We start from the raw sequence: 15,994 nt of genomic DNA on the forward strand, positions 1-15,994 counted from the left end.
GATTCTATGAAACGAAAAAAGAGAATACATTCTGGAGTATGTATAACTGATGAACATATTGTATGTGTTACCGCTCATATAGAAAATAAAACAATGGTCATTACTGATGCGTTAGAAATGAAGCGTACAGGACCTATTGATGAAGACGTTACAAAATTTATAGAAACGTATGATTTAGATGAAGGGGCTTATAGTATTGTTGCTAATATTGATACACAAATGCATGTAGCACCTTATGATCCTCATGATTTTGATATGAAGGAGTTTATAAAGTGGAATATAGAGGACTACTTTAGTTTTGAGGGGGATAGTTTCCAAATGGATGCTTGTCGCCGGGAATATCCACGACACAATTATCATATGTTTATGGTGGCTGTAGATCGGCATTCACTAGAGCTTTTGAAGCAAGGTATACGAGATACTTATGCACCCGTTGATGTTATTGATTTTTGGCCTATTCCTATTTGTTATTGCTTGATGCGGCGCAGCGGTACTGTAACAGGTGTTGTGGAAGAAGGCGCCATGCATTTATGGCTTTGGTGGAATGATATATGCATTCAAGAGTGTATTGTACCTATTACTAGTAGCGATGTAGCTGAAGCTATGGATAAGTTAGAAGTGAGATTACAAGACTTTGGTATAGATGAGATACAGGGAATTCGGATGTATGGGTTAGAATCTATAACAAATGAAGAACGGACAGATATGGAAGGTATAATTTCCATGTATGGAGAAACTGAATATATTCCATTATTATTTTTAGGTCGTGGTCGTAATCGTTGCAAGCAAGGACAATTAGATTGGGACATGGCTATCGGTATGGCAGCAAGGGGGCTTAAATGGATTGGATTGGGCTGGTAAGGACAGATGTATTAATTTAATGCCTCGCTCGTTACGATGGCATAGTTTATGGCATACCTATCGATACCTTCTTTATGGGATAAGTCTTATATACATTATAGTAGGGCTTGTTACTATATATAGTTGTTGGTCAAGCTATCGTAGCTATGAAAATCGAAAGATAGACTTTGTGCGATTGCAAGCAAATGCTCAGTATCAAGAAATACATCAACAATATGGTGAATTAATGGAAATAAGAAATAAAATAATAAAGAATAAAATCCTTAAGAATCAAACAGATATATTACCCAATACAATGGTCCTTTATATTCTTGATGCCGCTATGTCAGAACATATTAGTCTACAGCATCTTAGCATTAAGGATGGGCGTATCAGTATAGATGGTATAGGTACGAGTGACGAAATGTGTCGTAAATTTATTGCTATTCTCCAACAAAAATTACTAGGGATGGAGTGTCATGGAACAGTTAAAGCAGATAAAGGTGTTTATACATTCCATATGGACGGATCTAAAAGAGAGCACAACGTATCAGGTCGAGAGAATATTAACGGGCCTAGTGTTGTGGGGGATGCTCATTAGCCTTTCTATGTATGGGCATATTTATTTTGAAGACAAAAATAATAGCTTAAAAAATCAACAAGATAATTATAATATACAAATGAATGCTGAGTCAGATTATATAGTGTCTAATGAAGCAAAACTATTAGAATCTTTTACACGGAACAAGACATCTAATACGAGTTCTAATACAAATATTTTTGATTCCTTGCAAGGAGAACCATTAATGATTGTCAGTACTGATGAGCATGAAGGTATACTAGAATTAACAGTATTAGGTAGTACAGAGCGTATGATTAACTGGATAAATACTGTTGAAGAAAAGGATCCTTCACGCCGTATAGAAATAGAAGATATAGAACGTAAAGGTAATGTAGTTTATGTGCATTGTGCAATTAAATCGATTATAAAACCTTAATGAAAATCGGGTGTACTGTATAGAGACAGATTATAGATTTTATGTCTATAGTCTGTCTTTGTTTTTGGACCATTTTATAGTACAATGAAGGATATGTAATGATAAGGGGCACATAATAGATGATAATAAAACGGAATATTATGCTCATCGGTTCTATGGGAAGTGGCAAAAGTCACTTTGGACGGAACCTTGCAGAACGCAAGGGTTGGCAATTTGTAGATACCGATCGCGTATTAGAAAGTCGTTTTGGGTTGCCCATTGCTGAGATTTTTAAAAAGATAGGAGAAAAAGCATTCCGCCGCGCCGAAATGGATGTACTAAAAAAGGTTTGCTTATACCATGAAGCAGTGATTTCTGTGGGTGGGAATTTTCCTATTGAACATCGCACCTTAAAGGTATTAAAAAAATATTCCTATATTATTGGTATCCGAGCTGCACAATTCCGTATTGTCAGTCGCGTGAATCGCCGTGTTGGGAAACGGCCTACCATGGACTATAGTAATGTGAATGCCTTTGTACATGCTATGATACAATCGTGGAAGCCCGTGTATAAGCAGTGCGATTTTGTACTAGATACAACAAATGGCCGGACCTATGATTTTATACAGCGTATTGAGGATGAATTAGATGCCTCAGATGTGCAATTTAAAGCAAGACGTCAACCCAATGATATAAACGATGTAGATGCTAAAGAAGCATCTGAAGATATACAATTTAATAATCAACAAAGTAGGAAAAAAGAGATTTCTGAAGCAGTATCAAAAAGAGCAATGTCTAATAAAATTCGTTATGATAAACGGTATAAACAAAAGACTTCTAATCAAACGAATAAAAAAGGTAAGGCACATAGTATATCCAAACAACGTACACCACAAGGGGGTAATGGATATGAGAAGAATCGCAATACTAACAAGCGGCGGAGACGCACCTGGAATGAACGCCGCCATAAGAGCGCTAACTAGAAAAGCTATACATGAAGGTTTTGAAATATTTGGTATTGAACGTGGCTATTTAGGTATCATTGAGGAAAAGATATTTCCCTTATCGAATCGAGACGTTGGTGGCATCATAACACAAGGTGGTACGATGCTGAAAACGGCACGCTTTCCAGAATTTCAGAATGAAGAAATTCAACGCAAAGCTTATGAAATTTTGAAAACTTATGACATTGACCATTTGGTTGTTATCGGTGGTGATGGCTCCATGCGTGGTGCTACAAGTTTATCTAAACTTGGTATGTCTACTATGACCATTCCATGTACGATAGATAATGACATGGGTGGTACACAATATACGATAGGCTATGATACGGCTCTTAATACGGTAGTTGATGCGGTTGGGCGTATTCGTGATACATCAAACTCCCATGAACGTGTAGCTATTGTGGAGGTTATGGGGCGCAAAGCTGGACATATTGCATTAAAGGCAGGCCTAGCTTGTGGGGCAGAAATAGTTTTGGTTCCTGAAAATCCCATGCCTTTACATGCGGTTTGTCGTCATTTAAAGGAAACACAAATTCGGGGTAAAGAATATAGTGTTATCCTCGTTGCAGAAGGTGCCTATAACAGCGGTGAGGTGAAAGCTTTTATCAAGGAGCATACAGAATTTGATCCTAGCCTAACTGTGTTAGGCTACTTACAACGTGGCGGTGGTCCATCGGCATTTGATGCTATTTTAGCGGCTCGCATGAGTGAAGTCTGTATTAATTTATTGATGAGTGGTGTCGCTAACCGATTAGTAGGTTATATAGATGGTCATATCCGTGCACTATCTTATGAAGAGGCAGAACGTCTTGAATTTCCAATCGATGAGAAGGATTATAGATTATTGTCAATATTGAGTAGTTAATGGCCCGTAAGGGCCATTTTTTATATATCATAATTTATTCATTAATGAAATTATATTGCGTAAAAGCAATTGGTGCTGTATAATTTAAAAATACTATATGTGTTGATATAGAATAAATGTCTTTTTAATATATCTTCATCTTAAAAAAAGGAGATCATAATGAAAGAGTTCTTACAAAAGCATCGTAAACGTATAGTAACAGGTGCTGTTGTTCTTTGTGTTCTTGGTGGCGGCACATATTACTACATGGATAGTCTAAATGCAAATCAAGCACAAACGTTATATACTACTGGCAAGGTTGAAAAGGGTGATGTAAAAACTAGTATCAGTGCCACAGGTACTATTAACCCTGTAAATTATGTAGATGTTTCTACAAATGTTGCTGGTAAACTTGAAAAAGTTTTAGTTAAAGAGAATGATCAAGTTACGGCCGGTCAAGTTATCGCTTATATTGATACACGTCAATTACAAGCATCTGTTGATGATGCTCGTGCAGCGTTAGCCAAAGCAGAACTTGATATGAATCGTTATAAATCCTTGGCGGCTCAAGATGCTATTGCACAACAAACATATGATGATTCTGTAACATCTTATGAACGTGCTAAATCTACTTATGAACGTGCTGCCGCAGATTTAAGTGATGCTACTATTACAGCTCCAATGTCTGGGACTGTTGTTGGTACACCGCTAAAAGCCGGTCAAACTATTAGTACTGGTATTTCCACACAAATGATCATTGCTACCATTGCAGATTTAAAAAATTTAGAGATTTATCTTACTGTAGACGAAACCGATATTGGCAATATCAAACAAGGTGCTAAGGTAGAGTTTACTGTAGATTCTAAGCCAGGTGAAACTTTCACCGGTTACGTTTCTGAAATTGCAAAAGGTACAAAAGGTAATATGGGCACAACAAGTAGTAGCGTTGTGTACTATACTGTTAAGGTTCAAATTCCTGAAAATATTGCAGGTAATTTCTTACCAACTATGACGGCTCGTGCCACAATCTTTGGTGAAGATATTAAAAATACATTGGTAGTTCCTCTTACTGCTGTACGTACGGACAAACAAGGTGAGTATGTATATGTTATAAAAGATGGTCAACCAGTACGAACCGCTGTCTCTACAGGTGTAACTGGGGATACTAATGTTCAAATCTTAAAAGGTTTATCTGAAGGTGATGAAATTATCGTAAGCGGTGATGTGAATGCACCAAAAAATAATGTAGCTGGACCATTCTAAGGGTAGGTGCTTATGAACCAAACAGTAATTGACATACAAGGAATTACAAAAACCTATGTGAATGGCAAATTATCAGTACCTGTTCTACATGGCATTGATTTAGTTGTCAATAAGGGTGAATTTGTATCCATTATGGGACCATCTGGCTCAGGTAAATCAACCTTTATGAATATTCTTGGATGTTTGGACCGACCTACAACTGGTTCTTATCGACTCAATGGAGACGAGGTTGCTACCTTATCTGATGATGAACTTGCGTATGTACGTAACAAACAGATAGGTTTTGTATTTCAAAGCTTTAATTTGTTGACAAAATTGACAGCCCTAGAAAATGTAGCGCTTCCTATGATTTATGCCGGTGTAAATAAAAAGATGCGCATTGAACGGGCCACTCAATTATTACAGTCTGTCGGCTTGGGCGAGCGTATGGACCATTTGCCATCCGAGTTGTCTGGTGGGCAACGTCAACGCGTGGCGATTGCTCGTGCATTGGCAAATAATCCTGCTATTATCATGGCTGATGAACCGACAGGGAATCTTGACTCCAAGTCAACCATTGACGTTATGAACATCTTTCGAGGCCTTCATGATGAAGGCCGTACGATTCTTCTAGTTACACATGAACCGGATATTGCTACGTACGCGAGTCGTAATGTAGTCTTGAAAGATGGGATAATCGTAGAGGATTCGATCAATTCTAATATGACTCCTATAAAGGAGGTGCCTAATGTATAAAGAAAGTTTTCTAATGGCATGGGCTTCCTTGATTGCTAATAAATTGCGCTCCCTTTTGACCATGTTAGGTATCATTATCGGTGTAGCAGCTGTTATTGCCTTGGTATCTATCGGTAATGGGGTGAAGCAAGATATTGAGGATTCTATTTCTAGCTTAGGCTCTAACTTGTTGGTAGTTCTGCCAGGGGCGCCGCGGACGCCAGGTGCTAGATCTTCTCAGGGGTCCATGAAATCGTTGAAAATATCTGACTATGAAGCTATTGCTAAGTTAGAAGGTGTAAAAGCCGCCAGTCCTATGACAAATGGCTCTTATGTGGTGATTTATCAAAATAAAAACTGGACTACATCTGTTGCGGGGGTTAATTCTAACTTTCAGGACGTAAATAATTGGACTATGACATCTGGTCGATTTTTCTCCGATAAAAATGTTCAGAACCGAGAACGTGTAGCGGTTGTGGGACAAACGGTAGTAAAAAATTTGTTTACTGATGAAGATCCTGTAGGCAAGGAAATCCGTGTTAAAAATATTCCATTCCGTGTCATTGGTGTTCTCAAAAGTAAAGGGAACGGAACCATGGGTAATGACCAAGACGATACGGTGTTAATTCCATATACAACATCAATGGAGCGCGTAGAGGGCATTGACTATCTTCGCAGGGTGTATGTTGTGGCTAAGGATGATGGGGGCATTGACCGTTTGCAGGCAGATATAGAGAATTTGTTGCGTGTTCGTCATAATATTAAAGATACAAATTTGGATGATTTCAATATTCAAAATATGAAATCTATTATGGAAACAGTGGCTCAGACGACGGGAACATTTACGTTATTCCTGGGGGCTGTTGCTGCGATTTCTCTAGTTGTAGGTGGCATTGGTATTATGAACATCATGCTTGTATCTGTAACGGAACGGACTCGAGAAATTGGTGTGCGTAAAGCTTTGGGGGCTACGTATAGCGTAATTGTTACGCAATTCTTAATAGAAGCCGTTGTAATCAGTTTGATGGGGGGCTTTATTGGTATTGCTTTCGGTATAGGAGCCTCAAAAGTAATCGGAATGGTATCTGGAATGAGTACAATTGTATCTGTTCCAACAATCATAATGTCCTTTGCCTTTTCCATGGCTATTGGTTTGATTTTTGGTATATACCCAGCCCGTAAAGCGGCTAAGCTCAATCCAATCGATGCATTGCATTATGAATAGTTTTGAATTTATAAATGTGTTTTCTTAAGAACATACCATATAATTAGATAGAGTTATTCGCATATGGTGCGTTGCATGATACAATATGTATGATGTAACGCACCATTTTTATATGTTTGTATTGAATTTTGACATATAACTATAAAGATTTTCATACAGGTAATGTAATAGAATTAGTATTTAGATTAGTTAATCTATGGGTATGTATATAGAATGGAGAACCTTATGGCTACAACATTGTTAGAATATTTCAACGAATTACGAGATCAAAACCCATTTTCTTGGGTGAAAGATTCTGAGATTACAGCAGTGGAACCAGGTCATGCGGAAATGACATTGCAAACAAATGAAACAGATTACTGCAATTTTAGAGGGGATTTGCATGGTGCCGTATGTATTGGCTTAGCAGATAGTGTGATGGGGACTGCTTGTTTTACATTGGGAAAATCTGTTAGCACCATTGATCTTAATGGTAACTATGTGAAAGCTGTTAAAGGCGGTGCTGTATTGCGTGGTGTAGCCAATGTAGAGCACAATGGTAAAACTACTATGGTTGCTACCGCTCGTATTTATAATGAATTAGGTGAACTTGTTCACTTGGCACGGGGTACATTTTTTGTACTAGAAGAGAAGCCATTACCTGATTTACCATGGCGTTTTATTGAAGAAGACAACCCTGATTTGGTATAATATAAGTTAGACTTTTACAAATAGGAGGATGCTTGAATGGAACAAGAATTACAACGTATTAAGGCAGAAGCCCTTGATGCCATCAAAGACGCTGCTGATCAACAAGCGTTGCAAGATATACGTGTTAAATATTTAGGTAAAAAAGGCGAGGTAACGGCTTTACTAAAAGGTCTTGGTAAATTATCTCCAGAAGAACGTCCGAAGGCTGGCGCCCTCGTTAATGCTATTCGTGAAGCGTTAGAGGCTGAAATTGATACAGTTAAAGCTCGTATGGAAACTGCAGAGTTAAATGCTCGTTTAGAAAAAGAGCGCATCGATATTACATTGCCTGGCCGTGCACAAAAAGCTGGTCATATCCATCCATTAACAAAGGTTAATGAAATGATTGAAGACTTCTTCATGAAAATGGGGTATACCGTTGAAGAAGGTCCAGAAGTAGAGCAAGATTACTATAACTTTGAATGCTTAAACTTGCCTAAAGATCATCCTGCACGTGATATGCAAGATTCCTTCTATATTACAGAAAACTTCTTATTGCGCACGCATACATCTCCAGTACAAGCTCGTACAATGCAACGTCATGAACCTAATAGCCCAATCCGTATGATTGCGCCTGGTAAGGTTTACCGTTGGGACTATGATGCGACTCATTCCCCTGTATTCCATCAAGTGGAAGGCCTCATCATCGATGAGCATATTACATTTGCTGACTTAAAAGGCACATTAGAGTCCTTCTTACGTCACATGTATGGTGATGACACAAAGGTACGTTTCCGTACAAGCTTCTTCCCATTCACAGAACCATCTGCAGAGGTAGATATTTCTTGTGTAATGTGTGGTGGTGAAGGTTGCCGCGTATGTTCTCATACAGGCTGGCTTGAAATTTTGGGCTGTGGTATGGTTCATCCCGATGTATTGCGTATTAATGGGTACGATCCTGAAAAGGTTAAAGGCTTCGCCTTTGGCATGGGCGTAGAACGTATTGCTATGCTTTTATATGGCATTAACGATTTACGTCTATTCTTTGAAGATGATGTACGATTCTTGGAACAATTTTAGGAGGAACTCATGAAAGCAAGTTTACAGTGGATGAACGAATACGTGCCTGTGGATATGAATCGTCCTGCTCAAGAATTGGCCGATGAATTAACACAAGCTGGTATTCCTGTAGAAGATGTCATTGCTATGGATAATGGCATTAAGAAAATTTATACTGGTAAAATCGTGGAGATTACAAAACATCCAGATGCAGATAAATTACAAGTATGCCAAGTTGAATGCCTTACAGAAGAAGGCGAACCTGTTACAAAACAAATCGTAACGGCTGCTACTAATGTTGCAGTAGGTCAAATCGTGCCTGTAGCGTATCATAAATCTCGTTTAGCAGATGGTACAGAAATTAAAAAAGGTAAATTGCGTGGCGTTGTTTCTGAAGGCATGTTCTGTTCCGTTGCAGAATTTGGTATCTCTAGCGACTTAGTATTGCCAGAAGAAGCTCAAGGAATTTACATTTTCCCTGAAGGAACACCAATTGGTCTTGATGTAAAAGATGTTTTAGGCTTAAATGATACAGTATATGAATTTGAACTCACCGCTAACAGAGCTGATTGCTTCTCAATGGTTGGTTTGTCCCGTGAATTTGGAGTCATGACAAATCAAAAAGCTTTATTCCCTGTTATTATGGTTAACGAGAATGGCGAATCCATTGAAGGCAAAGCATCTGTATCTATCGAAGCTGATGACCTTTGTACGCGTTTTACAGCTCGTGTAGTAACTGATGTTAAGGTTGAGCCATCCCCATTGTGGATGCAAAACCGTTTACGTAATAGCGGCATTCGTCCTATTAATAATGTAGTAGACGTAACAAATTATGTTATGTTAGAACTTGGTCAACCTATGCATGCCTATGATTATGATCATGTAAAAGGTCATAAATTAGTGGCGAGACGTGCTAAAAATGGTGAAGTGCTTGTTACACTTGATGGTTCTGAACGCGAATTGAATGACTCCATGCTTATCATTGCTGATGCTGAACGTCCAGTAGGTGTAGCAGGTATCATGGGTGGCTTTGATAGTGAAGTGACAAACGAAACGACCACAGTTATGTTTGAAGCTGCTGTATTTAATGGTCCATCTATTCGACGCACTGCTAAAGCTCTCGGCATGCGTTCTGAAGCATCTGGTCGTTTCGAACGTGGTGTAAATCATAAATACACCGCCTATGCTATCGACAGAGCGGCGCAATTATTACAACAAATCTGTCCTACTTGTAAAGTTGATGTAGGCGTTATCGATGTATATAAAAATCCTGTAGAACAACATACAGTTACTTTCACAGCAGCAAAAATCAATGATTACTTGGGTACAAACATTGAAAAAGACGAAATGGTTCGTATTTTGACAGCCCTTGAGTTCGTTGTAACCGAAGACGGAGACAAATTGTCTGCCCTCGTTCCAACATGGCGTGGTGACGTAACAGTGATGCCTGATATCGCCGAAGAAGTGGCTCGTATCTACAACTACGATAATATTGCGCCTACAATCCCTGTTGCGGTATTGTCCTCTGGTGGTATGACACCTAAGAAAGCGCTTACTAAAGAGGTAACTCATGCATTAGCTAAATTGGGTATGACTCAAATCATTACATTTAGCTTCATGCATAAAGATGGTCTTTCCAATATGATGCTTCCTGAAGGGGATAGCCGTTATACAGCCATTCCAATCTTGAACCCTATTTCCGAAGAATTCCCTTATATGCGCACTACATTGGTACCAGCTGTTATTGAAGCTGCAAAACGCAATATTGCACAACAAAATAAGGATCTTTGGTTATTTGAAACGGCTAATGTGTATGAACCAAAAGATTTACCTTTAACAGAAGTACCTTATGAACGCCCTATGGCTTGTGGTATTTTGATGGGGAAGGCAAACCAAGCTGGTTGGAATCAAGCAGAACGTACTACAGATTTCTATGATGTAAAGGGTATTGTAGATGCGTTGTTAGCTGAGCTAGGCGTTACAAGCTATGAAATAAATCGTGGTACTGAGCCATACTTCCACCCAGGTGTAAGCGCTCAATATGTAGTCGATGGTAAAATCATTGCTCAATATGGTGAATTACATCCACAAGTGAGCAAAAACTTTAATTTGCCTGGTAAAGTATATATGTTTGAAATCGATTTGGAAGCCGTATTATCCTTAACGATTCCACCGTTCCGTTATACATCCTTCAGTAAATTCCCAGGCACTAGCCGTGACCTTGCCATCGTTGCACCTGTGTCCGTATCTAGTGGTGAAATTTTATCTATCATTAAAGAACATGGTGGAGAATATTTAGAAAGTGCATCTATCTTTGATGTTTATGAAGGTGAACATATCGAAGCAGGTTACCGCAGTCTCGCATACAACTTACAATTCCGCTCTATGGAAGGTACGTTGAATGATGAGGATATTGACGGTAATATTCAAGCTATTATCGATGCATTAGCAGAAATTAACTGCAAATTACGTTAATTTTAAGCAGTATATTGAAAGGGTTTACCATATGGTAAACCCTTTTAGTACTATAGTTATGCCTTTAGTTAGGTAGAAAGGACTGTCCATGGAATTATTGGCTCCTGCCGGTACGATGGAAAACTTTATAGCCGCTTTAGAATCTGGAGCAGATGCCATTTATCTTGGTGGCAAAGGTTTTAATGCCCGAGCTCATGCAGCAAACTTTGGAATTGAGGAATTAACCGAGGCTATTCGCTTGGCCCATATTCTAGATGTGTCTGTATATGTAACGGTAAATATCCTCATAGGTGACTCCGAATTATCTGCTCTTGAGGCATATTTAAAGGACTTAGAGCGCATCGGCGTGGATGCTATCATCGTTCAAGATTTAGCAGTGGCTAAATTGGCGCAGCGAGTGGCTCCTAAATTACACTTACATGGCAGTACACAAATGACTGCAGCTACGCTCGATGCGGTTCGTTTTTATGAAAGTCTCGGTTTTACACGTGTCGTTTTAGCTCGTGAATTGAGCCTCGCTGAAATTGAACATATTTGCAAGAACTGTACAGCTGAAATCGAAGTCTTTGTACACGGTGCGTTGTGTGTATGTTATTCTGGTCAATGCTTAATGAGTTCTTTCATCGGTGGTCGCAGTGGTAACCGTGGTGCTTGTGCACAGCCTTGTCGGTTGCCTTATGAGCTATTGGATTCTTTAGGTACTAGCTTGTTGCCAAAACACGAAGCCTATCTATTAAGTCCAAAGGATCTTAACTATAGTGAATATATGAATGAACTTGTGGCGGCCGGTGTTACGTCCTTTAAGGTAGAAGGGCGTATGAAAAAGGTTTCCTACGTGCGTCAAGTTATTGGAACCTATCGTCATATTTTAGATACGGCTCATATAGATTCTACTGATGCCGATGCATTAGCTTCTGGATTTAATCGTGGATTTTCTACGGATTATTTAACAGACCATGTAGGAAAATCAATGATGACCGTGGTGGCCCCAAATAATCAAGGGAAATTGATTGGCAAAGCAGAGGTCAAAAAGGGTCAAGTTCATTTATTCCTAACAGAACCAATTGAAAAAGGATCACTCTTAAAGGTCATGCAACGTTCTGGTAGTATTACGTACTATCAAATCGATCAGAACTGGTCTCTAGTGGATGAAAAGCATATTGTAGGTAAACCGGATGAAGGCTTTGCTGCGGGGCAAGTATTCCTTGCATCAGGCCCTAAAGCTCAAAAGCAACGGGGACTACAAGACTTTACCGCTAAATTAGAGGTACATGGTTATCTATCTATTAATACTGAACGAGAAATACCTTATACAGAACTAACCTTTGTATTGAATGATGGTCGTACTGTGACTATATCTAACGAGTTTGAACCTGTTTATGCTAACAATAAACCGACTACATTAGAGAAGGTTAGAGATCAAGTAGGTAGATTAGGGAATACATTATTTACACTAGGCTCTATGTCTATTCCTGATGGACCGTACATGTGGCCCGCTAGTGTTTTAAATGCATTGCGTCGCGATGCTGTAGAGGCGCTAGAAAACTTGTTGCTTACAGACCATGAAGCAGCTTGGGCAGAACGTGCTGTAGAACCCCGAAATATGTCATCATTAGTAGCTAAAAGTAAGGTTCAATACACAGAGCCTATGGTGAGTGCTCGCGTTGATGAACTCGATGGTGTAAAAGCAGCAATCGAAGGTGGTGCTAAGAAGATTATCTTTGGTGGTGACCGTTTGCAACGTAAGCCTTATGAAATTAGCATCTACGAGCAGGTAGCCAAACTTTGTAAAGAGCATAATGTGCTTTGTGTATTTGCTACGCCTCGCGTCGTTAAAGATGATGAGGTAGACGCGTACATGAATACGCTTAAGGCCATAGTTGAGTCTAAACCAGATAGTATTTCTATTCATATGCCACAAGCTCTATTATGGCTTCGTGAGTTAGGATATTCAGGTGCTATTGAAGCTGATACAGGTCTTAACATATTCAATGGCTCTGCACTACAAGTATGGCAAGATTTTAATATGAGTAGTATAGCTCCATCCTTAGAGTTGACCTTGGCACAATTAGTAAACTTACAAAAATCTGCTCATTTGCCATTAGAGGTAATGGTACACGGTTATACAGAAATGATGATTTCCGAATACTGTGCCATCGCTAGCTTTGTAGGGACTGGTAAAAAAGAAAATTGCCCTATGCCGTGTGTAAAGGAAGATTACGCATTGAAGGACCGTAAAGGGGAAGTGTTCCCATTGCGTACGGATCCGTATTGCCGTATGCACATCATGAATAGTCATGAAATGGATATGCGCGCCTATGTGCCAGAGTTACATCGAAAAGGGCTACATATTTTGCGCATTGATGGACGTCATATGGATCCAAAGAGATTACGTACTATCGTAGCAGATTATGTATCCATTCAAAATGGAACAAAAGAGGCTCCGCCAAAGAGTGTAGGCAAGGATGATACACCTATTACAAGGGGCCACTATTTTAGAGGTATTTTATAAAAGAGGTAGTACATTGTTTAACGAAGATGTATTAGACTTTCACCATATAAAAGAACAATTACAACAACATTGTAGTTCTACCATTGCTAAAGAATTAGCCATGCACATCGAACCTATGACAGATGTGAAAGCCATTCAAGAGAACCTTGATGAAACGGCAGAAGCCATGCGTTCTTTGCAAACTGAGGTAGAACAACCGTTAGGCGGTACGCGAGATATTCGTGAGTCCTGTAAGAAGAGTCGTAAAGACTTTGTCCTTACTCGTGAAGCATTGTGGGATATTTACTTGACCATTGGTGCTTATAAACGCATGACAAAGTTCTTTAGAACGAAATATATGGAATATCCATTGCTATCCTTATGGGTACAGGATATGCCAAATACAGATCGCATTGAAAATCGCTTTAAACGCGTTTTTGATGAAAAAGGGGAATTGCTTGATACAGCATCTCCTAAGTTGGCGAGCCTAAGAAATACGATTATTAAAACTCGTGAAAAGATTAAAAATGATATTCAAGCTATCTTACACGATAAGGATAATCAGAAGTATTTCCAAGAAACGATCATTACACAGCGTAACAATCGCTACGTAATCCCTGTAAAACAGGAATATCGCCAATACTTTGATGGTCTTATTCACGACCGTTCTGCAACGGGTCAAACCTTATATATTGAACCGATGCGCTTGGTGAATCTAAATAATGAATTACAAGAGGCCTTGATTGGTGAAGAGCAAGAGGTATTGCGAATTTACCGTGAATTATCAGCCCTTGTAAAACAACATAGCAATGATTTGATGGATGCTTGTGAAAAGGTATCCCACATCGAATTTGTATATGGTAAGGCGAGCCTTGCTATTTCTTATAAGGGTGTACCGGCCATCTTGAGTACTGATAGAACTGTCAATCTCATGAGAGCTCGGCACCCATTAATCCCACCGAATGTGGTAGTGCCTACAAATATTCAATTAGGTACATCGTATCGTATTTTATTGATTACTGGTTCTAATACAGGTGGTAAAACAGTATCCCTTAAAACATTAGGGTTATTGAGTTTAATGAACCAATGTGGTCTATTTATTCCTGCAGACCACGGCTCAATGTTGCCTATATTCCAAAATATCTTTGCCGATATTGGGGATGAACAAAGTATTGAGGCTAGCCTTAGTACGTTCTCTGCTCATATGACACAAGTTATTTCCATTATTAAACATTGTGGCCCAAATGACTTGGTATTGCTGGATGAGCTTGGATCTGGTACTGATCCAGAGGAAGGTAGTGCATTAGCTGTATCTATCCTTGAATTCTTCCGTAAAAAGGGCGCTCTTATGATGGTAAGTACTCATTATAATGAGCTTAAAAATTATGCGTACCATACGGAAGGTATTGAAAATGGTCATGTAGAGTTTGATGAGCGCACCTTAAAACCAACATATCGACTTCATATCGGTGTAGCAGGTAGTAGCCATGCGTTGAGTATTGCGGCCCGCTTAGGTTTGCCAAAAGATATCGTAACGCGCGCTGCAGAGTATAAATCTCAATTTGGTAGCCATGAAATGGAAGAAGTTCTTTCAGATTTGAATGAGCAACTTCGTAAGGCATCTGAACGGGAAAGAGCCTTAAAGAAAGAGCTTGATGAAACACGTCGCATGCGTGGTCAATTAGAGAAGGAAAAGAAACAGTTTAACGAAAAGCGTAAACAAATCTTAGCCAAAGCTCAAGCTGATGCAGAATCTATGAAACGTAGCTTACGCGTTGAAGGGGAAGCAATTATCAAGCAATTGAAAGCACAATTCTCTGAAACGAATAAGGATAAGCGTCAATCTGCTATTAATGCAGCACGTAAGGGTATCTCTAATGTACATATACCAGAATCTCCAGTAGATGATGATCGTAAATCTTTGACTGCAGATGCTATTAAGGTAGGCCAAGCAGTATATGTTACGTCCCTACGTTCTTTAGGTACTGTATTATCTATCAATGGCAATCGTGTGAATGTAGATATTAATGGACTAACAGCTACTGTAAAGGTTAGCGAATTACAATCTACTACACGTGAAGAAGGAAATAAGCTTGCACGGGAACAAAAAGCAGCTATGCCTAAGACTAGAAAACGTATGGGTGGCTCTGCCGTACAACGCCAAAAAGAGGTTCGTACTGAAATCAATATTCTTGGACAAACGGTAGATGAAGCGACAGTTTCTGTTGGTAGATTTATTGACCAAGCTTTACTTGGTGGTGTTAATCAAGTGCGCATTATTCACGGTAAGGGGACTGGCGCATTACGAGAAGGTGTACATCAATATTTGCGTACCTTACCTCATGTAGCTCATTTTGAAACGGCAGGCTATGACGAAGGTGGTGCAGGGGCTACCAATGTAGTTCTGAAATAAAGCTACACAATAGTGATATA

Annotated in this window: 13 protein-coding genes; all 13 read left to right on the forward strand. The window is 39.2% G+C overall.

What is annotated here, in order from left to right; genetic code table 11:
* Positions 1-6 precede the first annotated feature (6 nt).
* On the forward strand, positions 7-861 hold the full coding sequence (locus tag E7A03_RS01160) for a hypothetical protein (protein ID WP_004696134.1): 855 nt from the start codon (positions 7-9) through the stop codon (positions 859-861).
* 169 nt (positions 862-1,030) lie between these two features.
* Complete coding sequence (locus E7A03_RS01165; protein WP_227065274.1) at positions 1,031-1,441, forward strand: fimbrial assembly protein; 411 nt, start codon at positions 1,031-1,033, stop codon at positions 1,439-1,441.
* Complete coding sequence (locus E7A03_RS01170) at positions 1,431-1,838, forward strand: hypothetical protein (RefSeq protein ID WP_042986426.1); 408 nt, start codon at positions 1,431-1,433, stop codon at positions 1,836-1,838. Before E7A03_RS01165 ends, E7A03_RS01170 begins: the two co-directional genes overlap by 11 nt.
* Before the next feature lie 119 nt (positions 1,839-1,957).
* Entirely contained in the window at positions 1,958-2,800 is an 843-nt protein-coding gene (locus tag E7A03_RS01175; RefSeq protein ID WP_060918894.1) for a shikimate kinase, read from the forward strand.
* Positions 2,772-3,686, forward strand: coding sequence for an ATP-dependent 6-phosphofructokinase (locus E7A03_RS01180; RefSeq protein WP_060918893.1), 915 nt, complete (start codon positions 2,772-2,774; stop codon positions 3,684-3,686). Before E7A03_RS01175 ends, E7A03_RS01180 begins: the two co-directional genes overlap by 29 nt.
* A gap of 159 nt (positions 3,687-3,845) precedes the next feature.
* Positions 3,846-4,928: an efflux RND transporter periplasmic adaptor subunit gene (locus E7A03_RS01185; RefSeq protein ID WP_004696124.1), complete on the forward strand. Its 1,083-nt coding sequence runs from the start codon at positions 3,846-3,848 to the stop codon at positions 4,926-4,928.
* Positions 4,929-4,940: 12 nt separating this feature from the next.
* The gene (locus E7A03_RS01190) at positions 4,941-5,663 is read left to right on the forward strand and encodes an ABC transporter ATP-binding protein (RefSeq protein WP_004696122.1); all 723 of its coding nucleotides are present in this window, start codon (positions 4,941-4,943) and stop codon (positions 5,661-5,663) included.
* Complete coding sequence (locus tag E7A03_RS01195) at positions 5,656-6,867, forward strand: ABC transporter permease (RefSeq protein WP_004696120.1); 1,212 nt, start codon at positions 5,656-5,658, stop codon at positions 6,865-6,867. Before E7A03_RS01190 ends, E7A03_RS01195 begins: the two co-directional genes overlap by 8 nt.
* Positions 6,868-7,092: 225 nt before the next feature.
* Positions 7,093-7,557, forward strand: coding sequence for a PaaI family thioesterase (locus tag E7A03_RS01200; protein ID WP_004696117.1), 465 nt, complete (start codon positions 7,093-7,095; stop codon positions 7,555-7,557).
* Between the two features lie 36 nt (positions 7,558-7,593).
* Complete coding sequence (gene pheS / locus E7A03_RS01205; protein ID WP_004696116.1) at positions 7,594-8,616, forward strand: phenylalanine--tRNA ligase subunit alpha; 1,023 nt, start codon at positions 7,594-7,596, stop codon at positions 8,614-8,616.
* 9 nt (positions 8,617-8,625) lie between these two features.
* A complete protein-coding gene (pheT, locus tag E7A03_RS01210; protein WP_105086760.1) occupies positions 8,626-11,070 on the forward strand; it encodes a phenylalanine--tRNA ligase subunit beta in 2,445 nt (814 codons plus the stop codon).
* A gap of 88 nt (positions 11,071-11,158) precedes the next feature.
* Positions 11,159-13,582 (forward strand): U32 family peptidase, encoded by a 2,424-nt coding sequence (locus E7A03_RS01215; RefSeq protein ID WP_316073596.1) that lies wholly within the window; start codon positions 11,159-11,161, stop codon positions 13,580-13,582.
* 13 nt (positions 13,583-13,595) lie between these two features.
* Positions 13,596-15,974, forward strand: coding sequence for an endonuclease MutS2 (locus tag E7A03_RS01220; RefSeq protein WP_302858229.1), 2,379 nt, complete (start codon positions 13,596-13,598; stop codon positions 15,972-15,974).
* Positions 15,975-15,994 lie beyond the last annotated feature (20 nt).

The organism is Veillonella parvula, from assembly GCF_032472435.1.
Classification (GTDB): Bacteria; Bacillota; Negativicutes; order Veillonellales; family Veillonellaceae; genus Veillonella; species Veillonella parvula_N.

Coding starts and splice junctions, on each gene's coding strand:
- E7A03_RS01160 (WP_004696134.1), top strand. CDS start 7: ATGAAACGAAAAAAGAGAATACATTCTGGAGTATGTATAACTGATGAA.
- E7A03_RS01170 (WP_042986426.1), top strand. CDS start 1,431: ATGCTCATTAGCCTTTCTATGTATGGGCATATTTATTTTGAAGACAAA.
- E7A03_RS01175 (WP_060918894.1), top strand. CDS start 1,958: ATGATAATAAAACGGAATATTATGCTCATCGGTTCTATGGGAAGTGGC.
- E7A03_RS01180 (WP_060918893.1), top strand. CDS start 2,772: ATGAACGCCGCCATAAGAGCGCTAACTAGAAAAGCTATACATGAAGGT.
- E7A03_RS01185 (WP_004696124.1), top strand. CDS start 3,846: ATGAAAGAGTTCTTACAAAAGCATCGTAAACGTATAGTAACAGGTGCT.
- E7A03_RS01190 (WP_004696122.1), top strand. CDS start 4,941: ATGAACCAAACAGTAATTGACATACAAGGAATTACAAAAACCTATGTG.
- E7A03_RS01195 (WP_004696120.1), top strand. CDS start 5,656: ATGTATAAAGAAAGTTTTCTAATGGCATGGGCTTCCTTGATTGCTAAT.
- E7A03_RS01200 (WP_004696117.1), top strand. CDS start 7,093: ATGGCTACAACATTGTTAGAATATTTCAACGAATTACGAGATCAAAAC.
- pheS (WP_004696116.1), top strand. CDS start 7,594: ATGGAACAAGAATTACAACGTATTAAGGCAGAAGCCCTTGATGCCATC.
- pheT (WP_105086760.1), top strand. CDS start 8,626: ATGAAAGCAAGTTTACAGTGGATGAACGAATACGTGCCTGTGGATATG.
- E7A03_RS01215 (WP_316073596.1), top strand. CDS start 11,159: ATGGAATTATTGGCTCCTGCCGGTACGATGGAAAACTTTATAGCCGCT.